The sequence below is a fragment of the Micromonospora sp. NBC_01796 genome, from assembly GCF_035917455.1.
Lineage (GTDB): Bacteria > Actinomycetota > Actinomycetes > Mycobacteriales > Micromonosporaceae > Micromonospora_G.
Genome location: NZ_CP109078.1, coordinates 4479193 through 4500758, shown reverse-complemented (window position 1 = coordinate 4500758; position 21566 = coordinate 4479193). Strand labels below are relative to the sequence as shown.

Genomic DNA, 21566 nt, shown 5'->3' with positions numbered 1-21566 from the left:
TGCTACAGCAGGGGCGCGACGACCAGGCCGATGAACAGGAGGCCGACCCAGAGGCCGGGCCAGAGTCGAAGGGCGCGGTGCCAGAAGAAGCGGGGTACGGAGATCCGCCGGGCGCTGCGGGTGATGAGGAACCCGGAAACCACGAAAAAGCCGGCTGTCAGGCTCCCTGCGTCGATTCCCGGCAGGAGGAGCCGTCCGTAGCCGAGCGCGGCCGTGTGGGTCAGCACCACCGCGAACGCGAACGCGAGCCGGAGGAAACCGAAGCTGTTCGCGCGTCCGGAGTACGACTCGGCCAACGGCACGGACATCGTTGCTCGTCGAACGGTGCGTTGGAGCGTGGCAAGCAAGGAGGACCGTCCTAGCGGAGGAACGAGGGCGTGACAGCCTCGCACAGCTTCGGAACACGTCCACGGGCGCACCCGCCCCATGATCGATTTCTGCTGATTGCCTGGTTGAGCCCAGGATTCGTACCTTGTGGGTACCGAGTGGTCCCGGTTGTCACCAGTTACCGCGCCGGTCCTTTTCTAGCAGGGTGGGGCGACCGTCGCGTCGGGTTGGTTCGAGCGTCCGAGGGCCTCGGCGACAAATCCGTCGGCCTTCAGCTCCTCGACGAGGTCACGGAGGAACTGGAGACTCGCGGGCCGCCGGGTCCTGGTCGTCCCCACCGCCTGCCGGATCTGCATGAACCGCTCCCCGATCAGCCGTACCTGCGGGTGCGTCGCGACAAACTCGGCCATCGGTTGCCTGATGCCGGCCGCGACCTCCAGTCCCTGCGCGCGGAACTCGTCAACCCCTTCGTCCCCGCGTACGACGGTGGCGTGCTCCAGGGTGCGGGTGAGGTACAGGTCGTAGGCGGATCCGCTCTTCACACCGATCCGTACGCCCGGGCGGTCGACGTCGGCGGGGGTGACGATCGCCGAGTCCCGGGGCACGGCGAACACACCCTCGATCACGACGTACGGCGCGGTGAACGCCACCTCGGCCTCGCGGGCGGGCTCGACGGCCAGGAAGCAGATGTCGGCGCGGCCCGACGCCATCGCCTCGTAGGACTTCCGCGCCGCGTCGAAACAGACGAGTTCCACCGGTACGCCCAACCGTGCGCCGACCTCACGGGCGATGTCGACCGTGACGCCCGTCGGCGCCGCCGGTGTGCCCTGGGCCAGCACCGGATTGCCCAGATTGATCGAGGCCCGCAGTACGCCCGTCGGCGCCAGGTCCTCCCTGACAGCAGCGGTCAGTTTCCCCATGCGACCGAGCGTAGAGCGCGCGGAGTCGGCCAAAGAAGGTCTCGACCACTCCGGCACCGTCCCCGGTGGGTTAGGTCCCAACCGGCACGGGCGGCCGGATGAGATCGCGGCCGGATGAGATCGAGGAACGCTGGTCAGCGACAGTGTCATCGCCACCTCGGCGGGGTCGGGGCGGGCAGGAGCGGAGGCGACCGGTTGGCGAAGCGGACAAAACCCTGGCAGGAGATGGAGCACCGGGTGGCCGAGAAGGTGCTGCCGCCGCTCCGGACGAGACGACGATCGTTGGTCAGGAACAGCCTCGCCGTGGCCGCGCTCGCCGCCGTCAGCTACGGGTCGAGCATCTTCGAACTGGTACGGAACCGGGAGCCGAGCGGGGTATCGATCGTGTTCGCCTTCCTCGGCGGACTGGCCGTGGTCATCTTTCCCGCGCACTCCTGCCAAGGCGAGTGGCCCGCCCGGCGCGGGGCGGGTCGGGACGCTCACCTGTTGACGGCGAAGACCCTCACGGGCTGGCGGACGATCGACCTCGACCAGATCATGACGATCCGGTTCCGCGACATGGGCGTGCGGGACTACGCCGGCCGGCTGAACTTCCTGGGCCACTACGTCATCGTCAGGGATGCGAGCCGGGTCCGTATCGGCATCCCGTTGCGTGACGAACTCGCACTGGGCTGGCTGCGCGAGGCAGCGACGAGCCCGGGTACGCGCACCCGGATCTCGGCCAGGGCCGGCACCGCGATGGGTCTCGACGCGGCGATGGCGAGCAGGTACCCGACGTGTGGAGAGAGCGGGCCGATGCGGTACGGCATCGTCATCTTTCTCGCCCTCTTCGCCGGCTACATGTTCGGCGTCGATGCATTCCTCAACCGGTGAGCGGAGGGTGGCTACCTCTACCAGCCCGCGCCGGTGTCCGGATTCCTGACCTGGCCCTCGGCGGCGTAGCGTCCCGCCTCCGTGGTCGCCCGTCGGTGTGCGGCGCTGTCGTCGGCCGAGGACAGCCGACCGCGATCACGCCGGCCGACGTACGCGATCGAGGCCACGATCAGGACCGCGGCGATTCCGAGTGCCACTCCCACCAGCGTCATCCCCACAGAGTAGATCGACAACGAGCGTGGGGACCCGTGACGGTGTCGCGCCACGGGTCCCCACGGTCGGGCGTCGGTCAGGAGGAGAAGGCCGAGCCGGTCTCGACGAGGGTCTTGAGGTCGCTGAGCACCCAGGCCCAACCGCCGCCCGCACCCGACTCCTCGAGGGCGCCGCCGGTCATGGCCCCGGTTGCGGGGGCACCGGTCACGTCGTGGGTGACGGTGAGCCGGCAGACGCCCGGCTGTGCCGGCAGTTCGGAGATCTCGTACGTGAGCTTGGTGAACGGCTCGTTCGCGGTGCTCTCGTCCATCAGCAGTCGCCAGGTCTGCACGAGCTTGCGCGGCGGGTCGACCTCGAGCACCTGGCCGTCGACGACGACGTCCTGCATCGGGAGGCCGTTCTCGGCGGCGTACTTGCGCATCTCGTCGCTGGCCGTGGAGGTGTACGCACCACCGGGCCGCAGGTCGTACGTGGCGGGAGCGCCGTACCCGTAGCGGGCGTTCCACTCGGGCTCGGTGATGGCGTCCCAGATCTTCTGCGGCGTCGCCTTGATGTAGACCCGGTAGACCTGGGTGGTCACGTCGGCCAGGGTGTCGGTGTTCGCGGTCATTCTTGGTCCTCCAGCTGGTTTTTCAGGTCGACGAGCGCCGTCACGTGACGCTCCGTGTATTTGTCGATCCACCGGTCGTGGATCAGCCGGATCGGCACGGGGTTGAGGAAGTGCAACTTCTCCCGGCCCGAACGGCGTGCGATGACGAGACCCGCCTCTTCCAGCACCTTCAGATGCTTCATCACGCCGAACCGGGTCATCTCCAGCTCGGATTCGAGCTCGGTGAGGGTCCGGCCCTCGCGTGCGAAGAGCAGGTCGAGCAGGAAGCGACGGGTCGGGTCGGCCAGCGCCTTGAAGACCCGATCGTCGTCCGTCATGACTCCAAGTTATGTGACCCAAAGGTCACATGTCAACCCCGAAACGACCCCGGACGGAGGTACGGAACTTCGACCGTCAGACGCCGCGCCGGCGGCGCTCGGCGGCCCGCCGACGGTCCGCGTCCTCGATCGCGTGGCGTACGGCGAGCCGGATCACCCAGTACAGGAGGAACAGCCCGCCGAGCCAGAGGACCAGGCCGAAGATCAGTTGGGGCAGCGACCCATTCGCCGACGTGATTTCCATGCCCCGCACGGTAGGACCCCGCGTCAGCCGGGGCCGATGACCGCCGTGACGGTGGTGCCGGGATCGTTGTTGGTAATCGAAATGGCGGCGCTCAGGCTCCGTACGATCCAGAGGCCCCGGCCACCGATCTGGGTGGCCGCGGGCTGCGTGGTCCCGGTGGCCGCCTCGTCGATGCCCGGCCCCGCGTCCCGAACCTGGCAGTGGATGCGGCCGTCCGCCCGCCAGAGGCGCAGCCGTCCGCTACCGCCGCCGTGACGAACCGCGTTGCTCGCCAGTTCACCCGCGACGATCAGCAACTGTTGCAACTGCTCGTCGTCCACACCGAGGCGCTCGGCGTGCGCGGCGATGGTGGCCCGCATGCCGTACAGGCCGTCGCCGTCGAAGGAGTGGTCGAGCGTGACCTCCTCCGGCGCGGGGACTTCCCCCAGCTCCGAGGCGGCCGTACGCGGGTCGGGGCCGCTCATCGGACCGCTGTCACCCTGAGTCGGCCGGTGCCGTCCGACCCGACCAGGTCCATCATCTTGTGTACGAGACCACGGCAGGTGACGGTCATCCGCCGGGTGCCGGGCAGCTTCAGCGCGGCGTGGGCGATCGCCGACGCGCAGGCGGCGTCGATGTAGTCCAGCCCGGTCAGGTTCACGTACGGGTGCCGGTCGAGCCGTACCGTCTCGGTGAGCGCCCGGTTGAGCTCGTCCAGGTGCTGGTAGTCCAACTCGCCGGCGATCCGGATCCCCGGCGGGCTGTACTGGCGGCAGATACGCAGCAGCGCGTCGTCGTGGTACGCCAGCGCCGCGACCGTACGCGGATGGGCCTTGGCGGCGAAGGCCAGGGTGACGGCGTCGAACCGCTCCCGGTCGTACTGGCAGATCATGCACAGCCGGCCGTCGGCGAACAACGCGCCGACCTCCTGTTCGAAGGTGAGCAGTTCCTCGGGAGCGGTGAGCGGTCGGGTGGCCCAGCACATGTCGGCCGTGACCCGCAGTCCCGGATATCCCTCCCGTCCGGCGAGGTCGAGCTGTTCGGCGAGCAGGTCGACCATCTGCTGCGCGTCCGCCTGCCGGCCGTCCAGCAACGTCGCCTCGACCGGGGCGAACCGCAGTTGCCCGCGCCGGACCGCCCCGCCGGTACGCACCGACCGGGCCACCAACTGGCGGCCCAACTGCTCCGGGTCGACCGAGTCGGTCCAGCACAGGACCTTCTGCCCCTGGCGCAGGCCGTCACGGACGAACGCGGCCAGCAGATCGAGCCGCTCCTGTGGGTCGGAAAAGGTCAAACACCCGTGATCCCCGAGCGTGAGCTCGTCTACCCGGACAGCCTCGGCCATTCAGCCCCGCCTTCGTACCGTGATGAAGCTGGACTCACCGTAAGGCCCGGCGGCGTACCCGTCACCTCAGGGCCGCGCGCCGGGCGGAATTCCCGGTCGATCGGGATGGGGTGGCGTCACCGTCGCGGCGGCGCCGCGAGCGGGCGGCTGTTGCACTGGTCACATCGAGCCGGGCCCGTACCTCGCCACCGGACTCCGGGCTGCGCCACTGTGCCAAGGTGGGGCGGTGACCGCCCCCACCCCCGCCCGCCCGTCGAGCCCGCCCCGGCCCGGTCGGGTGCGACTCGTGCTGCGGGAGCTGCGGTCCTGGCGCCCGACCCTGGCCCGGGTGACCGGCCTGCTGCGCAGCGCGGTCACCTCGTTCGTCGTGCTCGCCGGCACGCTCTGGCTGATGCCGGGCATCGACGTGAACGGGCTGACCGCGATCCTCTGGGTGGTCGTCCTGGTCGCGATCGTCGGGGCCCTGCTGCGACCGCTGCTCCTGGCGCTGGCGACCGTGCTCGGCGGGCTGGGCGCGATGATCGTCGGCGCCAGCCTGCAGACGATCATCCTGTACGTGGCGCTGCGGCTCGCCCCGGACGCGGACCTGTCCGGTCTGCCGGCCGCCTTCGCGGCGTCCTGGTTCGCGGTGGCGCTGGCCGCGATCGTGAGCTGGCTGACCGATTCGGGCACCGACGACGCCTTTGTCAGCGAGGCGTTGCGGCTGATGCACAAGGTCAGCCGGGCGGCCCAGAAACGGGGTACGGCGGCGCGCGGCGAGGGGCTGCTCGTCGTGCAGCTCGACGGGGTGTCGGCTCCGCTGCTGCGCTGGGCGATCCACGCCGGGAACCTGCCGAACATCGGCCGGTGGCTGCGGGTGCGCAGCCACCGGTTGGGCACCTGGCACACCGGGCTGCCGGCGACCACACCCGGCGCGCAGGCCGGGATCCTGCACGGCGACGACCGGTCGGTGCCGGCGTTCCGCTGGTACGACAAGGGGACCGGCCGGCTGATGGTGGCCAACCGGCCACGGGACGCGGCCGAGGTCGAGCGCCAGATCACCGACGGTGCGGGGCTGCTCCGGTACGGCGGCGTCAGCATCAGCAACGTCTTCTCCGGCGATGCCCCGGCCACCCTGTTCACGGTCAGCCGGGCCACCCTGCCCGGCCGGTCGTCCCGTGGGTACGCCGAATTCATGATCAGCCCGTACGGGTTCGCCCGCGCGATCGTGCTGGGCCTGGGCCGGATCCTGAAGGAGCTGCACCAGGCCCGTGGGCAGCGGCTGCGCGACATCCGGCCCCGGGTCAGCCGGTCCGGGGCGTTCCTGGTGCTGCGCCCGCTCGCCGGGATGCTGCGCGACATGAACGTCTCGCTGATCGCCGAGCAGATGGCGCTGGGCGCCCCGGTGATCTTCTGCGACTTCGTCGACTACGACGAGGTCGCCCACCACGCGGGTCCCGCCCGGCCGGAGTCGCTGGACGCCCTCGGCCGGCTCGACCAGGTCCTCGGCGTGCTGGAGCGGCTCTCCGCCGAGGCCGACCGCACCTATCACCTGGTGGTCCTCTCCGACCACGGCCAGAGCCAGGGCGAGACCTTCCGCCAGCGTTACGGCGAGTCGCTGGCCCAGACGGTGGACCGGATCGTGAACGGCTCCGGTCGGGCACAGGCCGACGCCCCGGCCACGGCCGGCGGGGCGAAGACCGGCCGGAGCGAGGTGAACGGGTCGGCTCGGGCGGACCGTACCGCGTCGGCGGCGACCGGGCCGGTCGAGCCGTGGGGACCGGTGAACACCCTGCTCACCGAGATCAGCGGTCGGCCGGGGGCCGGGGCTGCCGCGACCCGTGCCGCCGTCCGGTCCCGCACCGTCGACCGGGAGGTGACCCTCGGCCCGGCCGGCGAACGCAAGTCGCCGATCGGGCTGGCCGGCGCGGGCGAGGCGCACGAGATCTCCAGTACGGACGTGCTGGTGGTCGCCTCCGGCAACCTCGCGATGATCTACTTCACCCGGCACCCCGGCAAACCCACCCGTACGGAGATCGACGCCGCCTATCCGGGGCTGGTGGACGGTCTCGCCGCGCACCCCGGCATCGGGCTGGTGGTGGTCGACGACGGGACCGGTCCGGTGGCGATCGGCAACCGGGGCGAGCACCACCTGCGCGACGGGCGGGTCAGCGGTGAGGACCCGCTGTCCGCGTACGGGCCGAGGGCACGCGCCGACCTGTTGCGGCACCAGGAGGTCGAGCACGTCGGCGACCTGGTGCTGATCAGCGCGGTCGACTCGGGCACCGAGGAGGTGGCCGCGTTCGAGGAGCTGGTCGGCAGCCACGGCGGGCTCGGCGGTTGGCAGACCGACGCGTTCCTGCTCCACCCGGCCGAGTGGCCGGTCGCCGAGGAGCCGTTGGACGGCCCGGTCGCCGTACACCGGCAACTGGTGACCTGGCTGCACCAGCTCGGGTTGCGCGAGGAGGCCGTACCGGAGGACAAGGTCGTACCGGACCACCTGGTGACCACGGAGCTGGCGGTGGTTCCGGACCTGGCCGTCGTACCGGCGCAGGTGTCGGCCGTCGGCCGGTCAGTCGCCGGAGCGGCGCCGGACGAGTGCGACGACCTGGGTGACCACCAGCACGATGACCACCGCGACCAGGACTCCCTGCCAGGGCTCGGGGAAGATCGAACCGCCGAGCACTCCGAAGGCGGCGTAGACCACCGACCAGAGCCCGCAGGCCGGGGCGTTGGCCAGCGCGAAGCGCCGCCAGCCTAGACCGGCCAGGGCGATGGTGAGCAGCACCGGGATCCGCCCGCCGGGAACCAGCCGGGAGATCAGCAGCACCGACACCTCGCGCTCGCGCAGCCGCGCGGCGAGGCCGTCGAGCCGCTGCCCGTTGCGCAGCCACCGCAGCCGGCGGGCCAGCTTCTCCCCGCCGTACCGGCAGGCGACGTAGGTGACGGCGTCGCCGAGATACGCGCCCGCGGCACCGGCGAGCACCACCAGGACGACCATCAGCGAGTGCTGGTGGAAGGCGAGCGCCGCCGCCGCGCTGACCGCGGCACCGGTCGGTACGACGGGAAGCACGGCGCCGAAGGCCACCAGCGCGAAGAGGGAGGTCAGCACCCCGATGGCGTTGTTCACGGTGCCGGGTCCACCGTCAGCGTCTCCCCGGGTTGCAGTTCGGTGACGCGGGTGCCGGGTGCGGCGGTGGCGACGTGTTCGACGAACCGTCGGCCGGGCTCGTGGAACATGCCCCGGCGGAAGACCAGCCCGGCGGGCCAGAATGTGCCGAAGTGCACCGGTACCGCGTACCGGGGGGCGGCCAGTCGTACGGCCTCGGCCGCCCGTACCGGGTCGAGATGACCGAGCCCCAGCGTCGGCCCCCAGCCGCCGACCGGGACCAGGGCCAGGTCGAGCGGCCCGAGGTCGGCCATGCCGTCGAAGAGTCCGGTGTCGCCCGCGAACCAGGTGTTGGCCTCGCCGTGGACGGTGTAGCCGATCGCCATCGCCCGGTGCCGTGACCAGGGGCCACGGCCGCCGTCGTGCGCCGCCGGGACGGCCCGGACGGTGATCGCGTCGAGCCGGAACTCCTCGCCGGGCGCCAGCTCCACCGCGCGGGAGGCGGCGGCCGTACCCATCCGCCGCCGCAGGAACGGGCGCGATCCGGCGGGCACGATCAGCGCGACCCGGTCCGGCAGCCGGCGCAGCGACGCGACGTCGAGGTGGTCGGCGTGCAGGTGCGACACGAGTACGGCGTCCGGGTCGCCGGGCAGTTTCGGGGTCGGCCCCCGCATCCGGCGCAGGTGGGCGACCCGGTCACGCAGGACGGGGTCGGTCAGCAGCCGGACCCCGGAGTCCTCGATCCAGGCCGTGCTGTGCCCCCACCAGGTGACCTTGACCGTGGATGTCACCCCGCCACCGTACGGGCTCGGCCCGGAACCGGGCTTTCGGGGCGCTCGCGTACCGGTGTCCTCGGGTCGCTCGTGCCGCGGTGTCCTCGGGCACTCGTGTTGCGGGGGTGTTTCGTCGCCGACGGTCCTGGGCACTAATGCCGGCAGCGGAGACCGAAACTGTTCGAAGCGAAACTTGGAGGACACCGTGAGCGTTGGCGACAAGATCAAGCACAAGGCCGAGGAAGTCACCGGCACCGTCAAGGAGAAGGTCGGCGACGCCACCGACAACGAGCGTCTGCAGGCCGAGGGCGCCGCGCAGCGTACCGAGGCGCAGATGAAGCAGGCCGGCGACCACGTCAAGGACGCCGCCCACGACACCAGGGACGCACTGCGTAACCCCTGACGTCCAGATCTGATCTGCCGGGTGGGGTGCTCCGATTTCGGAGCACCCCACCCGGCTTTTTCGCGTCCGTCGACCGCACCGGGTACGCCTCGGGGGTCGACCGTGCCAGGTCCCGATCGCACCCGCACCCGCGCCCGGGTTGCGGGTGATCGTCGTCGGCCCGAGGGCCGTGTTCGCCGTCGCTCACCGCGTCGAGTCCACTCCGTAGCGACTCCGCGTAGCGCACGCTCTGCCCCGCACGTACCCGCCGCCGTCGGGTTCGAGGAATTCACATCCATTGACTTTTAATAGTTAAGTTTCCTAAGCTTTCAGCCACCTGAGGCGAAGCACCACGCAGTACCCCCAAACCCCCGCCTCGATCCGGCCCCGGGCCCTGGTCGGCCGAGCGCTCGAAGACACCGCCCCGCCTGGCGTGGGGCCGATGGCGTGTACGCCGCGAAAGGTCAAACATGTCCGACACATCCCCCGCTTCCAGCCCAACCGGGCGGACTCGCAAGTCCCGACTCCTCACCGGAGCGCTCGCTCTCGTGACCGCGCTCGCCGGCTCGGTGACCGCCGTGGCGCCGGCCTCCCCGGCCGCCGCCGCGGTCCTGCCCAACGGTTTCAAGAGCGTCGGCTACATGCCCTCGTGGGCCGGCAACGTGGCGAACATCCAGTACAACAAGTTGACCCACATCAACTACTCGTTCGTACTGCCCAACTCCAACGGCAGCCTCCAGGCGGTCGACCAGCCGGGCAAGCTCCAGCAGTTGGTCTCGCTCGGGCACGCCAACAACGTCAAGGTGCTGATCGCGGTCGGCGGCTGGAACGACGGCAACGACTCCGCCTTCGAGGCGCTGGCGGCCAACTCCGGCACCCGTACGACGTTCGTCAACAACATGGTCAACTTCGTCAACCAGTACGGCCTCGACGGCGTCGACATCGACTGGGAGTACCCCGACCCGGGCACCTCGGCCAACAACTACACCCTGCTCATGTCTCAGCTCAGCACCGCGATGCACAGCCGCGGCAAGCTGCTCACGGCCGCCGTCGTCTCGGGTGGCGGCACCGCCAACGGCATCCAGCCGGCCGTCTTCGGCTACGTCGACTTCCTCAACATCATGTTGTACGACGGCGGTGAGCCGCACGCGAACTACGACTGGTCGATCAGCAACGCCCAGGGCTGGAAGAACCGCGGCCTGCCGGCGAGCAAGACGGTCCTCGGCGTGCCGTTCTACAGCCGCCCCGGTTACCTCACCTACACCCAGCTCGTCGCGCTGGACCCGGCGAACGCCAACCGGGACTGCACCACCGCCAACGGCGCCCAGCAGTGTTACAACGGCATCCCGACGGTGAAGCGCAAGACCCAGTGGGCCCTGGCGAACGCCGGCGGCATGATGAACTGGGAGCTGTCCCAGGACACGAACACCTCGACCTCGCTGGTCAGCGCGATCTACGACACGGTGATGGGTGGCACCACGCCGCCGCCCACCGGCCGTACCGGTCAGATCACCGGGTTGGCCGGCAAGTGCGTCGACATCGCGGCGGCCAGCACCGCCAACGGCGCCGCGATCCAGCTCTACACCTGCAACGGCAGCACCGCGCAACGCTGGACGGTCAGCACCGACGGCACCATCCGGGGCCTGGGCAAGTGCATGGACGTCACCAGCGCGTCGACCACCAACGGCGCCAAGATCCAGCTCTGGGACTGCAACGGCAGCGGCGCCCAGGTCTGGCGGGGCCAGAGCAACGGCACGCTGATCAACCCGGCGTCCAACAAGTGCCTCGACATCACGGACAAGAACACCGCCGACGGCACCCGGCTCCAGATCTGGGACTGCTACAACACGAGCAACCAGATCTGGCAGCTCCCCTGACCTGACTGAAGGAAGGCCCCGCTCGGCGGAGCCCCGGTCGACCCGTACAGGTCGACCGGGGCTCCGCTGCTTCCCGGTTCACCCGGTGGTCAAGTCGGGTTGTGGCAAAGCCGGCGGCGCCTCTAGTGTGCTGCTTCGAAGCGGGCCGGGTAGTAAGCGGAGGGCGGCGACCAGTGACAGCGACCATCGAGGACGCCACCCGAGGAATAGCCGTACCAGCGGCCACCGCGACAAAAACGGGCAAACCAACGAACCAGCGACTGTACGTGCTGGACCTGTTGCGCTTCTCCGCCGCCATAATGGTCCTCGGCTACCACCTGATCCCGATCGTGGAGTTCGTTTACGGCGTCGACGCCGACGCCTACTTCGGTCGCCTGATCGCCCAGGGCTTCCGGTACGGCTGGATGGGCGTACACCTGTTCTTCATCATCAGCGGGTTCGTCATCTGCATGAGTTCCTGGGGTCGGTCCGCCAGTGAGTTCTTCATCTCCCGGGTCACCCGGCTCATGCCCGCGTACGTCCTGGCGGTGCTGCTCACGACGGCACTGCTGACGCTCTGGTGGCCCGCCGCAGAACGTCCGTCGCCGGTCGCCGTACTCGCGAACCTCACCATGGTGCAGGGCCTGCTCGGCGTCCCGAACATCGACACCGTGTACTGGACGCTGCTCGTGGAACTGAAGTTCTACCTGCTCTTCGCCATCGTGGTACGGCTCGGCCTGACCTACCGACGCGTGGTCGCCTTCTGCCTCCTCTGGACGACCGCCTCGCTCCTCGTACAGGTCAAGAACATCGGGATTCTCTCCACCGTTCTCGAACCGACCTACACCTACTTCTTCGTCGCCGGCATCGTGCTCTACCTGATGCACCGGTTCGGCCCCAACCCGCTCCTGTGGGGCATGCTCGTGGCGTCGTGGATATTCAGCACGAACTCGCTGCGGATCGTGTTCGCCGAACACCAGGTGCCGATGCGGTTCAACGTCGCACTCGTGCTGCTGACCGTGTTCTTCGCCGTCATGACAGCCATTGCCCTCGGGTGGTTCTCCTGGCTGCGCTGGCGCGGGTCGACCACGATCGGCGCACTCACGTACCCGGTCTATCTGGTCCACTTCTTCCTCGCGTACGCGATTCTCCGGAAACTGCACGGACGTCTCCCGGACGCGGTCCTGCTGGTGCTGACCGTCGCGACCGTCCTCGCCGTCGGGTACGTCATCCACCGCCTGGTCGAACAGCCGGTGGGCCGCGCCCTGCGGACGTCGCTGCGCCGGGCCTTCGCCGACATCCGCCGGGCGGACGGCGTGGAGCCGGAACGCCGCACCGACGAGCCGGTGGTCGCCGGCCGGGCCGCCGGTCCCTCGACCTTCACCGGCTCGTTCGACGGGGCGGACCGGCTGCCGGAACGCGCCGACTAGAACCGGGGCGGTGCGCCGGAAGGTCTGTTCCGGCGGCCCGGTCAAGACGCACAACGGGCCGGAGCCGTGGGATTTTCCCTGGCTCCGGCCCGTTGTCGCCGCCGGTAGGGGCACCGGCAGCCGGGAATCAGCCGGTCACTGCGTCGTGCCAGGTGTTCGGCTGGTCGACGGTCGCGAAGACCAGGCCGTCGGCGATCTTCCGGATCTCCGTGCCGGACAGGGTGCTCGACTGGTCGTGCACCTCGACGTAGTAGCCGCTGGTACCGATCGGCAGGTCGCAGAAGAACTGCCCCTCCGGGCAGGCCGGCGTCACCGGGTGCGGGTACGGACCCTCGGTGCCCGACCGCGCGACCATGATCTGCACGGTCGGCGTCGTCCCGTCCTCGAAGTTGAGCGGCGCGGTCAGCGCGTCGAACGAGGTGCCGGTACGGACCAGCACCACCCGGGAGATCGCGTCGTCGCCGAGAATGAGGTTGTGGCTGCCCGCCGCCACCAACTGCCACCCCGCCGGCACGTAGGTGATCTCGTACGGCGTCCGGACCGGCGCCGGTGCGGCGGTCCGGAACGCGTCCGCCAGTTGCCGGATCGCGGTGACCGGCAGGCTCCGCTGGCCGATCCCGTGCGCCTCGATGACCGCCCAGGCGTCGTCGCCGTACTGCCAGGCGACGGCGGGAGCGGAGATGGGCTTGGTGATCACCTCACGACTGTTCGGGTCGCCGCTGCCCACCCTGATCTTCCGCGGCAGCTCCGTCTGGAAGCCGGGGCGTCCGCCGACGGTGATCGGCGTGCCGGCGCGGAACAGGTCCGGCCGGAAGACCCCCGGACGGTAGACCGTCATCGTGCCGAGGTGGTCCTCGATCGGCGGACCGTCGCCGACGTACACGTTGTCCTGGAAGATCATGGAACTCTGGTATCCGGGGGTGGCCATCGACGGGTCGGTGACCCGGAAGTCGCCGACCCGGTAGCCGGCGAACGTGTACGTCAGCGGCGTCGGCCCGGCGGTGGCACTTCCCGCCCCCGCCGCGGCGAGCCCGGCATCCGCCGTGTTCACCGGCGCACGGCCGGGGGTCGCGGTGCCCGTCTGGGAGACGAGGGCCACGGCTACCGCGACGACCGCGAGGCCGCCGGTCGCCCCGGTCCACTGCCCGAACTTCCGCCGGCTGCGACGCCGACGTCCGGCCGCGACGATGTCGTCAACGGTGTACGACGCGGCCGGCTGGTCCGACTGCGCGGTGGTCAACAACTGGTGCAGATCGCTTGTCATTCTCTCCGTCTCCTTCCCCTGTAACGAACGTGACGTCCTGCGCGGACAAGACCGAGCGCAGGGTCGCCAGACCCCGCGCGGTCTGACTCTTGACCGTCCCCGGACTGCGCCCGATCACCTCGGCCACCTCCTCGACGCTGAGCTGCTCGAAGAAGCGCAGCACCAGCACCGCGCGCTGACCCGGTGGCACCCGGCGCAGCGCGGCCTGGATCCGGAGTCGCTCGGCGACCACGTCGGACCGGTCGGACTCGGCCTGCTCCACCACTGTGTGGCCGGCGGAGCGCTCCCGTCGCCAGGGCCGCCGCACCTCGTCGATCGCGGCCCGGACGACCATCCGGTACGCGTAGCTGTGCGGCGAGCTGACCCGGCCCCAGCGCGTGTAGAGCTTGGTCAGCGCGTTCGAGACCGCATCCTCGGCACGGTGCCAGTCACCGCACGTGAGGTACGCGACCCCGCGCAACGAGTCCATCCGCGCGGTGACGAACTGCCGAAAGTCCTCCTCGTCCTGCTCTCTCACCCGTCCCGGCTCCTTTCGTCGCCCAAAGACGGGCGCGGGTGGCCGGCTGGTTGCACCAACCGGGGAAAAAGTTGGCGAACCCGGTCTACGGGTGCTCGGGCGCGAGCGTGGCCCGTACTGACAGTCCGATGAGCTGGTTGGCCAGGGCTTCGCGGAGGTCGTGCGGGAAGGAGACCTCGGCGGGTGGGGCACCCAGTTCGGCGGTGACGGTGGCGACGGCTTCGGTGGGGGCCACGGAGGGCCAGAGGCCGGCGACGAGAACAAGCGCCGCCCCGGCGAAGTGCGCGGCTGCCGGGCGACCCAGGTGGGGCAGTTGTGCCCGTACGAGGTCGGTGAGGCGGTCGGTGTTCGCGGCGGCCCGGCGTTTGGACGTACGGGCGGAGTCGAGCGAGATGTTCCGTTCCAGGGTGCCGACCATGGTGCTGATCAGCTCGCAGAGCAGGGGTTGTTTCGACAGCGAGTCGGCGATCAGGGTCGCGACCCGGGTCTCCCGCTGGTACGGCGCCGGGTTCCCCGGTTCGACGGCCGCCCCCAACTCGACCTCGACACCGTCGAGCCAGGTGGTCCACGTGGCGTCCAGCACCTCGAGGAAGATCGCCTCGCGGCTGTCGAAGTAGCGCAGGACGTTCGACTTCGCCAGACCCACCCGGTCGCTGAGTTCCCGCAGGCTGATCTCCGCCACGGGTCGTTCGGCGAGCATCGCCGCGGCCGTGTCGAGGATGGTGTTGCGACGGAGTTTCACCTGCTCCGGACGGCGTGCCCGCTGGAACCCGACCACCTCGTCAGCCATGCCGGCCAGGCTAGCAGACCCCTGGTCTCTTGTTAGGAGACCAGAGGATCGTTAGATGACAGCAGAACCTGCCCGATCCGGCGCAGCCCACCGACCGGCAGGCGGCCCAACGTCCGTACGGGTCCTGGCTCGTTGGGACTGGGACATCGCCGATCGGTGAGGGGGCGCCGTGCACGTCTTCGGCATGGCCGCCCCGTGACCGGTGCCGGGGAGGCCGGCCTGCTCCGTGACGCGGAGAGTTCACAACGGGCCACGTTCCTCGAACTCTTCTTCGACCTGGTCTTCGTCTTCGCGCTGACCCGGATCTCGCAACGGCTGATCACGGACTTCAACTCCGAGCGGCGGATCCTGCTGTCCGAGGCCGGCCAGACCCTGCTGCTCTTCCTGGCCCTCTGGCTGATCTGGACGTTCACCTCGCTGATCACGAGCCGGCTCGACCCGGACCAGCCGGCGATCCAACTCGTGGTGGTCGGCACCATGTTCGGCGCGATGGTGATGGCGGTCGCGGTGCCGAAGGGCTTCGGCGAACGGGCGATCATCTTCGCCGGGGCGTACGTGACGATCCAGATCGGCCGTACGGTGTTCCTCTTCTTCGCCCACCGGGCGGCACGCGACGTCGGGGTCCGGGTGTCGGTCTGGCTCGGACTCAGCGCGGTGCCCTGGCTGCTCGGCGGGGTCGTCGACGACGTCGCCGTACGCGGGGTGCTCTGGACCATCGCCATCCTGCTCGACTACGGCGGGGCCATCGCGGGCTGGCCCCTCCCGGTGCTGGGCCGGGCGCTCACCACCGACACCCCGATCGCCGGCGAGCACCTGGCCGAGCGCTACCAGCAGTTCCTCCTGATCACCCTGGGCGAGTCGATCCTGGTGATCGGGCTGACCTTCAGCGGGTCCAGCTTCGCCATCGACCGGACCACCGCGTTCCTGGTCGCGTTCCTGACCAGCGTGCTGATCTGGCGGGTCTACTTCCACCAGGCCGGTCACCTGCTGCCGCTGGCGATCACCACGGCCCGGCAGCCGGGCCGGTTCGGACGGTCGATGTCCTTCTCGCACCTGTTCATGATCGCCGGCATCGTGCTCACCGCGGTCGGTTACGAGCTCTCCATCGCCCACCCGCTCGGGCACACCACCCCGGTCTGGCTCTACACCATCCTCGGCGGTCCCGCGCTCTTCCTCGCCGGCCGGTCCCAGTTCGAATACCAGGTGTTCGCCCGGGTGTCCTGGTCCCGCATCGGCGGACTGATCGCGCTGGCCCTGCTGGTGCCGGGCCTGCTGCACGTACCGCCGCTGGGGGTCAGCGCCGCCGCCGCGGGCGTACTGGCCGGGGTGGCGATCGCGGACGCGCTCCGGTCGCGCGGCCGGACCGTGCCGGAAACCCCCACCCCACCCACCTGACGGTCGCGTCCGCCGCCGGCGTTGGCAGGGGTGGTGGTCAACCGCCGCTGCCCCCGCGCCCGAACCGGGCGCGGGGGCATGACCCGAGGACGTACGTCAGCGTGCCTGGCTGAGGACGTGCTGGGCGAGCAGTTCGCCGTGCTTGCCGGCGGAGGAGTGGCCTGCCTCCAGTTGCTGCTTGGCCAGGTCGCGCAGCTCGGCCATCGCGGGGTTGGACTCCGCCAGGGTCAGCTCGACCTCGCTCACGTGCAGGTCCAGCCCGAGCAGGTCGCCGAAGATCCGGCGGTAGTAGGGGGTGGCGTGGTCCCAGCCCTCGCGGGGAGTTCCGGGGCCGTAGCCGCCGCCGCGGGTGGTGACGAGTGCCGCCGGGCGTCCGGCCAGCGGCGGCGTGGCCGCACCCTGGATCCGGGGGTCGGTCAGGAGCAGGTCGATCCAGGACTTCACGTGCTGGGAGACGCCGTAGTTGTAGAGCGGGACGGCGAGCAGGTACGCCTCGGCGTCGAGCAGCTCGTCCACCAGCGACGTGACGAGCGCCTTGGCCCGAGCCTGCTCGTCGGTGCGCTGGTCGGCGGGGACGAAGCCGGCCGAGACCGCCGTGGTCCAGACGTCCGCCGAGATGGGCGACGTGACCAGGTCGCGCCGGACGATCCGGCCGTTCGGGTGGGTGCGGCTCCAGGCCTTCTCGGCCGTGTCGGCGACCGCGCGGCTCGTGGACCGCTCGCCAAGGATGCTCGAGTCGAGTCGGAACAAGCTCACTACTACCTCCAGAAGATGTTCTGCGTTGACGATTAAATTAAGCACAGAACATCTCCCCATCCGCCAGGCTGTGACTTATATCATCTTGATTACAACACTATGGCACCCAAGAACATCTTGTTAACAGATTATCTTCGCCGTGGGTACACTGGTCCCGTGCCCCACGATGCAGCTACCGCCCAGCGCGCTCCAGGGTCTGCCGACCGCAGCGAGCAGATCGCTGCCGAGCTGCTCAAGGACGACTTCGGGTGGACCCTCGGGGTGATCCTCCGGCGCTACCTGCGAGCGGTGGAGGAGATCGTCAACGACGTGCCCGGTGGTCCCCGCGGTTACCAGGTCGTCGCGTCGGCGAGCCAGAACCTCGCCATGAACCAGGGCGCCCTGGCCGCGCAACTGGGCATCGACCGGACCGTGCTCACCTACCTGATCGACGACCTGGAAGCCGCCGGACTCGTCTCCCGCCAGCCCGACCCGGCCGACCGGCGCAGCCGCCGGGTGGTCGCCACCGAGGCCGGGCAGACCCTCTGGCAGGACCGGCAGAACGCCTTCGCCAAGGCCGAGGCGGACATCCTCTCGGTCCTCGGCGGCGACCAGGAGACCTTCAAGAGCCTGCTCCAGCAGGTGGCGATCCACGCGGACCAGCTCGACCCGGTCAACAACGCCTGCCAGGTCGTGGAGGAGATCAGCGAAGACCGGGGCCCGCGCCCACGCCGCCACCCCCGCCGCACCTGACCGGCCCGCCTACAGCAGATCCTCCAGGCTGATCGGCAGCTTGCGGATCCGCCGCCCCGTCGCGTGGTGTACGGCGTTCGCGATCGCGGCGGCGGCACCGACGATCCCGATCTCACCGACCCCCTTCACCCCGAGCGGGTTGACCACGGTGTCGGTGACCTCGATCGTCTCCACCACCACGTCCGGCGCGTCGGCGTTCACCGGGATCAGATAGTCGCCGAAGCTCGGGTTCGCCCACCGGCCCGTACGCGGGTCCATCAGGGTGGCCTCCAGCAGTGCCTGGCTCATCCCCCACAACATCCCGCCCATCAACTGGCTGTGCGCGGTCTTCCGGTTCAGCACCCGACCGGGTGCGAACACCCCCACCATCCGGCGTACCCGGACCAGGCCCAGGTCGGCATCGACGGCGACCTCCGCGAACTGCGCCCCGAAGGTGTGCATGCCGTACGGGGTGGTCAGTGGCGGCGGGGTCCACACCCCGAGTGCCTCGACGTCGGGTGTCATGCCCCGGGCCAGCATCTCCGCGTACGTCTCGCCGACCTCGGCCCGGTCGTGCAGCCGCATCCGGCCGTCCTCCACCGTCACCGTCCCCGGGTCCGCCCCGTGCAACGGTGACCGCTGGTCGGCGACGGCCCGCGCGATCAGTTGGGTACGCAGTTCGGTGACTGCCAGGTGCACGGCGGCGCTGACCGCGCCGGTGCCGGCGGACCCGACCGCGGCGGTGATGTTCGGCAGGTCGCTGCTGCCACCGACGAACCGGACCCGGTCCACGGGCAGGCCGAGTCCGTCCGCGGCGACCTGCCGCATGGCGGTGGTGACGCCGGTCCCGAACTCCGACACCCCCGCCTCGACCACCGCGCTGCCGTCGGCGTAGAGCCGGGCGCGGGCCCGCTGCTGGTTGGGCGGCACCGCGTGCGGGTACGCCGCCCCGGCCATGCCCGTACCGATCAGCCACTGCCCGTCGCGCCGGGTCCCCGGTGCCCGGTCCCGACCGTCCCAACCGAAGAGTTCGGCGGCCCGCTGGTAACACTCCCGCAGGCCGCTGCTCGACCACGGATTGCCGGTGCTCGGGTCGGACTCGGCGAGGTTGCGCAGCCGCAGCTCGACCGGGTCGATGTCGACCAGCTCGGCCAGTTCGTCCATCGCGCACTCCAGGGCGAACATGCCGGAGGCCTCGCCGGGGGCGCGCATGAAGGTCGGGGTAATGGTGTTGCCCCGGGCGAGGTGGTAGACGCCCTCGTAGTTCGCGCAGTCGTAGAAGATGCCGGGCGACTGGAGCGACGGTTCGGCCCAGTCGTCGAACGGCGAGGTGAGCGAGAGCTTGTGGTGGCGCAGCGCGGTCAGCCGGCCGTCGGCGCGGGCGCCGATGGTGATCCGCTGTTCCTGTTCCTCCCGGTGGCCGCAGGAGTGGAACATCTGCTCCCGGTTGAGGGCGAGCCGGACCGGCCGTCGCACCTCGCGGGCGGCGAGCGCGGCCAGGGTGACGTGCGGCCAGATCATCGCCTTGGAGCCGAAGCTGCCTCCGACGTACTCGCTGATCACCTTGATCTGCCCGGGTGGCAGGCCGAGCAGGTGGGACACGGTCATTTGGGTGGCGGTCGGCCCCTGGGTGCTGTCGTAGACGGTGAGCCGGTCGACGTCGTCCCAGACCACCGTGGTCGCCGACGGCTCGATCGGGTTGTGGTGGTTGGGCGAGAACGCGTACGTCTGGTCGATCCGGTGTTCCGCCTGGGCGAGCCCGGCCTCGACGTCCCCTCGGGAGTTCCGACCCGGCAGCATCCCGCCGAAGATCCGCTGCGGCTCGTACGCCTGGTCGCGTACCTGGTCGAGCACGGTGTGGGCGGGCAGTTCCGCGAAGTCGATCCGGAGCAGGCTGGCCGCGTGTTCGGCCCGCTCGATGGTGTCGGCGACGACGATCGCGACCGGCTGCCCGGCGTAGTGCACCACCTCGTCCTGCATCGGGAAGAAGCTCTCCCCCGGTGCGGCGAGCCCCACCAGCGAGGGCAGCAGGCGCGGCTTTCCGGGGATGGGCGGCAGGTTGAGGTGGCTCAGTACGGCGATCAGCCCCTCGGCCCGTTCCGCCTTCCCGGTGTCGATCCCGATCACCCGGCCGCTGGGGATCCGGGCGCCGACCAGGACCGCGTGCACCAGTCCGGGGAGCACCAGTTCGGCGGTGTAGCGGGCCGTACCGCTGACCTTCGCCCGTCCCTCGACCCGGTCGAGAGCGAGACCGATGGCGGGGCTCATGCCGTACCTCCGGTGGCCGTGGCGGTCTGCCAGTTGTCGGCGGTGATCGCCTCCAGGGCGCGCACTATGCTGCGCCGGGCCAGCTCGATCTTGAACTCGTTCATCCCGTACGGGACCGCCGGCAGCAACTCCTCCCGGGCGGCGGCGGTGAAGTTCTCCGTGGTGGGAGGTGCCCCGATCAGCATCCGCTCGGCCTGCCGGGCCCGCCACGGCTTGGTCGCGACACCGCCGAGCGCCAGCCGGATCTCACTGATCGCCCCGCCGTGCAGGTCGATCGCGACGGCAACCGAGACCAGCGCGAACTCGTACGACTCCCGGTCCCGGACCTTGAGGTAGAGCGACCTGGCGGCGGACCTCGTGGCCGGCACCTCGACGGACACGATCAGCTCGCCGTGGTCGAGCGGGTGCTCCCGTTCCGGGGTGTCGTCGGGCAGCAGGAAGAAGTCGTCGACGGGGATCGCCCGCCCACCGGAGGCGCTCTGGGTGTGCACCACCGCGTCCAGCGCGACCAGCGCGACGGCCAGGTCGGACGGGTGGGTGGCGATGCAGCGTTCGCTGGTACCGAGGATGGCGTGACCCCGGTTGATGCCGTGCAGCGCGGCGCACCCGCTGCCCGGTGCCCGCTTGTTGCAGCCGGCGGCGAGGTCGCGGAAGTAACCGCAGCGGACCCGCTGCATCAGGTTGCCGCCGATGGAGGCCATGTTGCGCAGTTGCGGGGAGGCACCGAGCAGCAGCGCCTGGGAGATGACCGGGAACCCGTGCCGGACCACCTGTGCCTGGGCCACGTCGCTCATCCGGGCGACCGCGCCGATCCGCAGCCCGCCGCCGTCGACCGACTCGACCTGGCGCAGCGGCAGGTCGTTGATGTCGACCAGCCGGCCCGGCTGTTCGACGTAGATCCGGAGCAGGTCGACCTGGGTGGTGCCGCCGGCCAGGAAGGTGCCGTCGGGGTCGGCGCTGACCGCGCCGATGGCGGTGGCGACGTCCGGGACGCGGGAGTAACTAACCGGCCGCATCGCTGCCCCCGGCGATGCTGGCCTCGTGTACCTGGCGAATCGCGGCCCGGATGTGCGGGTACGCCGCACACCGGCACAGGTTCCCGCTCATCCATTCCTTGATCTGCGGGTCGTCCGGTTGGTGTCCCTCGGCGAGGAAGGCCACCGCCGACATGATCTGTCCCGGGGTGCAGTAGCCGCACTGGAAGGCGTCCCGTTCGATGAACGCGGTCTGCATCGGGTGCAGTTCGCCGTCGCCGGCGAGCCCCTCGATCGTGGTGATCTCCCGCATCTCGCAGGTGATCGCCAGGGTGAGGCAGGCCAGCACCCGGCGCTTGTCCACCCAGACCGTGCAGGCCCCGCAGGCGCCCTGGTTGCAGCCCTTCTTGGTGCCGGTCAGGTCGAGCCGGTCGCGTAGCGCGTCGAGCAGGCTCACCCGGGGTTCGATCGGGAGCGTACGCGGGACGCCGTTCACCGAGAGCGTGATCATCACTTCTCCCGGGCCGCGTACCA

At 70.3% G+C, this 21566-nt stretch carries 23 protein-coding genes and 1 pseudogene; 7 read left to right on the top strand and 17 right to left on the bottom strand.

All coding sequences use genetic code 11. The features are described from left to right. Positions 1-2 precede the first annotated feature (2 nt). Both OIE47_RS20800 and OIE47_RS20795 read right to left on the bottom strand, forming a co-directional pair. The gene (locus OIE47_RS20800; protein WP_326556210.1) at positions 3-308 is read right to left on the bottom strand and encodes a hypothetical protein; all 306 of its coding nucleotides are present in this window, start codon (positions 306-308) and stop codon (positions 3-5) included. Between the two features lie 216 nt (positions 309-524). After that, a complete protein-coding gene (locus OIE47_RS20795) occupies positions 525-1247 on the bottom strand; it encodes a transporter substrate-binding domain-containing protein (protein WP_326556209.1) in 723 nt (240 codons plus the stop codon). A 195-nt stretch (positions 1248-1442) separates the two neighbouring features. Between OIE47_RS20795 and OIE47_RS20790 the strand changes: the two genes are divergently transcribed. Then, positions 1443-2120 carry a hypothetical protein gene (locus tag OIE47_RS20790; RefSeq protein ID WP_326556208.1) on the top strand — a complete coding sequence of 226 codons (678 nt, stop codon included), beginning with the start codon at positions 1443-1445 and terminating at the stop codon, positions 2118-2120. A 17-nt stretch (positions 2121-2137) separates the two neighbouring features. Here the strand turns inward: OIE47_RS20790 and OIE47_RS20785 are convergent, their stop codons facing one another. The 6 genes from OIE47_RS20785 to OIE47_RS20760 form a co-directional block, all read right to left on the bottom strand. After that, complete coding sequence (locus OIE47_RS20785; protein ID WP_326556207.1) at positions 2138-2332, bottom strand: hypothetical protein; 195 nt, start codon at positions 2330-2332, stop codon at positions 2138-2140. A gap of 77 nt (positions 2333-2409) precedes the next feature. Continuing rightward, positions 2410-2943 carry an SRPBCC domain-containing protein gene (locus OIE47_RS20780; protein WP_326556206.1) on the bottom strand — a complete coding sequence of 178 codons (534 nt, stop codon included), beginning with the start codon at positions 2941-2943 and terminating at the stop codon, positions 2410-2412. Next, a complete protein-coding gene (locus OIE47_RS20775; RefSeq protein WP_326556205.1) occupies positions 2940-3260 on the bottom strand; it encodes an ArsR/SmtB family transcription factor in 321 nt (106 codons plus the stop codon). The genes OIE47_RS20780 and OIE47_RS20775 overlap by 4 nt, the downstream gene beginning before the upstream one ends. A 76-nt stretch (positions 3261-3336) precedes the next feature. Continuing rightward, the gene (locus tag OIE47_RS20770; protein WP_326556204.1) at positions 3337-3504 is read right to left on the bottom strand and encodes a hypothetical protein; all 168 of its coding nucleotides are present in this window, start codon (positions 3502-3504) and stop codon (positions 3337-3339) included. Positions 3505-3527: 23 nt separating this feature from the next. After that, positions 3528-3968 carry an ATP-binding protein gene (locus OIE47_RS20765; RefSeq protein WP_326556203.1) on the bottom strand — a complete coding sequence of 147 codons (441 nt, stop codon included), beginning with the start codon at positions 3966-3968 and terminating at the stop codon, positions 3528-3530. After that, positions 3965-4777 (bottom strand): MEDS domain-containing protein, encoded by an 813-nt coding sequence (locus tag OIE47_RS20760; protein ID WP_326556202.1) that lies wholly within the window; start codon positions 4775-4777, stop codon positions 3965-3967. Before OIE47_RS20760 ends, OIE47_RS20765 begins: the two co-directional genes overlap by 4 nt. 442 nt (positions 4778-5219) lie before the next feature. Here OIE47_RS20760 and OIE47_RS38045 point away from each other — a divergent pair. After that, a pseudogene (locus OIE47_RS38045) lies at positions 5220-6428 on the top strand (alkaline phosphatase family protein); the annotation flags it as partial. Positions 6429-7379: 951 nt separating this feature from the next. Here OIE47_RS38045 and OIE47_RS38040 read toward each other — a convergent pair. Together OIE47_RS38040 and OIE47_RS20745 are read right to left on the bottom strand one after the other, a co-directional pair. Next, on the bottom strand, positions 7380-7937 hold the full coding sequence (locus OIE47_RS38040; RefSeq protein WP_442791974.1) for a DedA family protein: 558 nt from the start codon (positions 7935-7937) through the stop codon (positions 7380-7382). Beyond that, the gene (locus OIE47_RS20745) at positions 7934-8707 is read right to left on the bottom strand and encodes an MBL fold metallo-hydrolase (RefSeq protein ID WP_326556200.1); all 774 of its coding nucleotides are present in this window, start codon (positions 8705-8707) and stop codon (positions 7934-7936) included. Before OIE47_RS20745 ends, OIE47_RS38040 begins: the two co-directional genes overlap by 4 nt. A 187-nt stretch (positions 8708-8894) precedes the next feature. On the opposite strand from OIE47_RS20745, the gene OIE47_RS20740 reads away from it, so the two are divergent. The 3 genes from OIE47_RS20740 to OIE47_RS20730 all read left to right on the top strand — a co-directional run bounded on the left by OIE47_RS20740 (position 8895) and on the right by OIE47_RS20730 (position 12357). Continuing rightward, positions 8895-9092 carry a CsbD family protein gene (locus tag OIE47_RS20740; RefSeq protein WP_326556199.1) on the top strand — a complete coding sequence of 66 codons (198 nt, stop codon included), beginning with the start codon at positions 8895-8897 and terminating at the stop codon, positions 9090-9092. A 449-nt stretch (positions 9093-9541) separates the two neighbouring features. Next, positions 9542-10948 (top strand): glycosyl hydrolase family 18 protein, encoded by a 1407-nt coding sequence (locus tag OIE47_RS20735; RefSeq protein WP_326556198.1) that lies wholly within the window; start codon positions 9542-9544, stop codon positions 10946-10948. Positions 10949-11121: 173 nt separating this feature from the next. Continuing rightward, entirely contained in the window at positions 11122-12357 is a 1236-nt protein-coding gene (locus OIE47_RS20730) for an acyltransferase family protein (RefSeq protein ID WP_326556197.1), read from the top strand. A gap of 127 nt (positions 12358-12484) precedes the next feature. Here OIE47_RS20730 and OIE47_RS20725 read toward each other — a convergent pair whose 3' ends face one another. The 3 genes from OIE47_RS20725 to OIE47_RS20715 form a co-directional block, all read right to left on the bottom strand. Next, positions 12485-13621 (bottom strand): hypothetical protein, encoded by a 1137-nt coding sequence (locus tag OIE47_RS20725; protein ID WP_326556196.1) that lies wholly within the window; start codon positions 13619-13621, stop codon positions 12485-12487. Beyond that, positions 13551-14138: a SigE family RNA polymerase sigma factor gene (locus OIE47_RS20720; protein WP_326556195.1), complete on the bottom strand. Its 588-nt coding sequence runs from the start codon at positions 14136-14138 to the stop codon at positions 13551-13553. Before OIE47_RS20720 ends, OIE47_RS20725 begins: the two co-directional genes overlap by 71 nt. An 85-nt stretch (positions 14139-14223) precedes the next feature. Continuing rightward, on the bottom strand, positions 14224-14928 hold the full coding sequence (locus OIE47_RS20715; RefSeq protein WP_326556194.1) for a TetR/AcrR family transcriptional regulator: 705 nt from the start codon (positions 14926-14928) through the stop codon (positions 14224-14226). Between the two features lie 195 nt (positions 14929-15123). Here OIE47_RS20715 and OIE47_RS20710 point away from each other — a divergent pair, with 195 nt between their 5' ends. Further along, positions 15124-16323: a low temperature requirement protein A gene (locus tag OIE47_RS20710; protein ID WP_326556193.1), complete on the top strand. Its 1200-nt coding sequence runs from the start codon at positions 15124-15126 to the stop codon at positions 16321-16323. Positions 16324-16419: 96 nt separating this feature from the next. Here the strand turns inward: OIE47_RS20710 and OIE47_RS20705 are convergent, their stop codons facing one another. Continuing rightward, positions 16420-17079, bottom strand: coding sequence for an FMN-dependent NADH-azoreductase (locus OIE47_RS20705; RefSeq protein WP_326556192.1), 660 nt, complete (start codon positions 17077-17079; stop codon positions 16420-16422). Positions 17080-17235: 156 nt separating this feature from the next. Between OIE47_RS20705 and OIE47_RS20700 the strand changes: the two genes are divergently transcribed. After that, the gene (locus tag OIE47_RS20700) at positions 17236-17811 is read left to right on the top strand and encodes a MarR family winged helix-turn-helix transcriptional regulator (protein ID WP_326556191.1); all 576 of its coding nucleotides are present in this window, start codon (positions 17236-17238) and stop codon (positions 17809-17811) included. Positions 17812-17820: 9 nt separating this feature from the next. On the opposite strand, the gene OIE47_RS20695 is transcribed toward OIE47_RS20700, so the two are convergent. Genes OIE47_RS20695 through OIE47_RS20685 form a run of 3 tightly spaced genes read right to left on the bottom strand, consistent with a single transcriptional unit; the run spans position 17821 to position 21543 of the window. Continuing rightward, on the bottom strand, positions 17821-20058 hold the full coding sequence (locus tag OIE47_RS20695; protein ID WP_326556190.1) for a xanthine dehydrogenase family protein molybdopterin-binding subunit: 2238 nt from the start codon (positions 20056-20058) through the stop codon (positions 17821-17823). Further along, complete coding sequence (locus OIE47_RS20690; RefSeq protein ID WP_326556189.1) at positions 20055-21074, bottom strand: FAD binding domain-containing protein; 1020 nt, start codon at positions 21072-21074, stop codon at positions 20055-20057. The genes OIE47_RS20695 and OIE47_RS20690 overlap by 4 nt, the downstream gene beginning before the upstream one ends. Further along, positions 21061-21543 (bottom strand): (2Fe-2S)-binding protein, encoded by a 483-nt coding sequence (locus OIE47_RS20685; protein ID WP_326563184.1) that lies wholly within the window; start codon positions 21541-21543, stop codon positions 21061-21063. The genes OIE47_RS20690 and OIE47_RS20685 overlap by 14 nt, the downstream gene beginning before the upstream one ends. Positions 21544-21566: the final 23 nt, after the last annotated feature.

Excerpts from the sequence above, each read along its gene's own strand:
- OIE47_RS20800 (WP_326556210.1), bottom strand. The coding sequence starts at position 308 with ATGTCCGTGCCGTTGGCCGAGTCGTACTCCGGACGCGCGAACAGCTTC.
- OIE47_RS20795 (WP_326556209.1), bottom strand. The coding sequence starts at position 1,247 with ATGGGGAAACTGACCGCTGCTGTCAGGGAGGACCTGGCGCCGACGGGC.
- OIE47_RS20785 (WP_326556207.1), bottom strand. The coding sequence starts at position 2,332 with ATGACGCTGGTGGGAGTGGCACTCGGAATCGCCGCGGTCCTGATCGTG.
- OIE47_RS20780 (WP_326556206.1), bottom strand. The coding sequence starts at position 2,943 with ATGACCGCGAACACCGACACCCTGGCCGACGTGACCACCCAGGTCTAC.
- OIE47_RS20775 (WP_326556205.1), bottom strand. The coding sequence starts at position 3,260 with ATGACGGACGACGATCGGGTCTTCAAGGCGCTGGCCGACCCGACCCGT.
- OIE47_RS20770 (WP_326556204.1), bottom strand. The coding sequence starts at position 3,504 with ATGGAAATCACGTCGGCGAATGGGTCGCTGCCCCAACTGATCTTCGGC.
- OIE47_RS20765 (WP_326556203.1), bottom strand. The coding sequence starts at position 3,968 with ATGAGCGGCCCCGACCCGCGTACGGCCGCCTCGGAGCTGGGGGAAGTC.
- OIE47_RS20735 (WP_326556198.1), top strand. The coding sequence starts at position 9,542 with ATGTCCGACACATCCCCCGCTTCCAGCCCAACCGGGCGGACTCGCAAG.
- OIE47_RS20725 (WP_326556196.1), bottom strand. The coding sequence starts at position 13,621 with ATGACAAGCGATCTGCACCAGTTGTTGACCACCGCGCAGTCGGACCAG.
- OIE47_RS20715 (WP_326556194.1), bottom strand. The coding sequence starts at position 14,928 with ATGGCTGACGAGGTGGTCGGGTTCCAGCGGGCACGCCGTCCGGAGCAG.
- OIE47_RS20695 (WP_326556190.1), bottom strand. The coding sequence starts at position 20,058 with ATGAGCCCCGCCATCGGTCTCGCTCTCGACCGGGTCGAGGGACGGGCG.
- OIE47_RS20690 (WP_326556189.1), bottom strand. The coding sequence starts at position 21,074 with ATGCGGCCGGTTAGTTACTCCCGCGTCCCGGACGTCGCCACCGCCATC.
- OIE47_RS20685 (WP_326563184.1), bottom strand. The coding sequence starts at position 21,543 with ATGATCACGCTCTCGGTGAACGGCGTCCCGCGTACGCTCCCGATCGAA.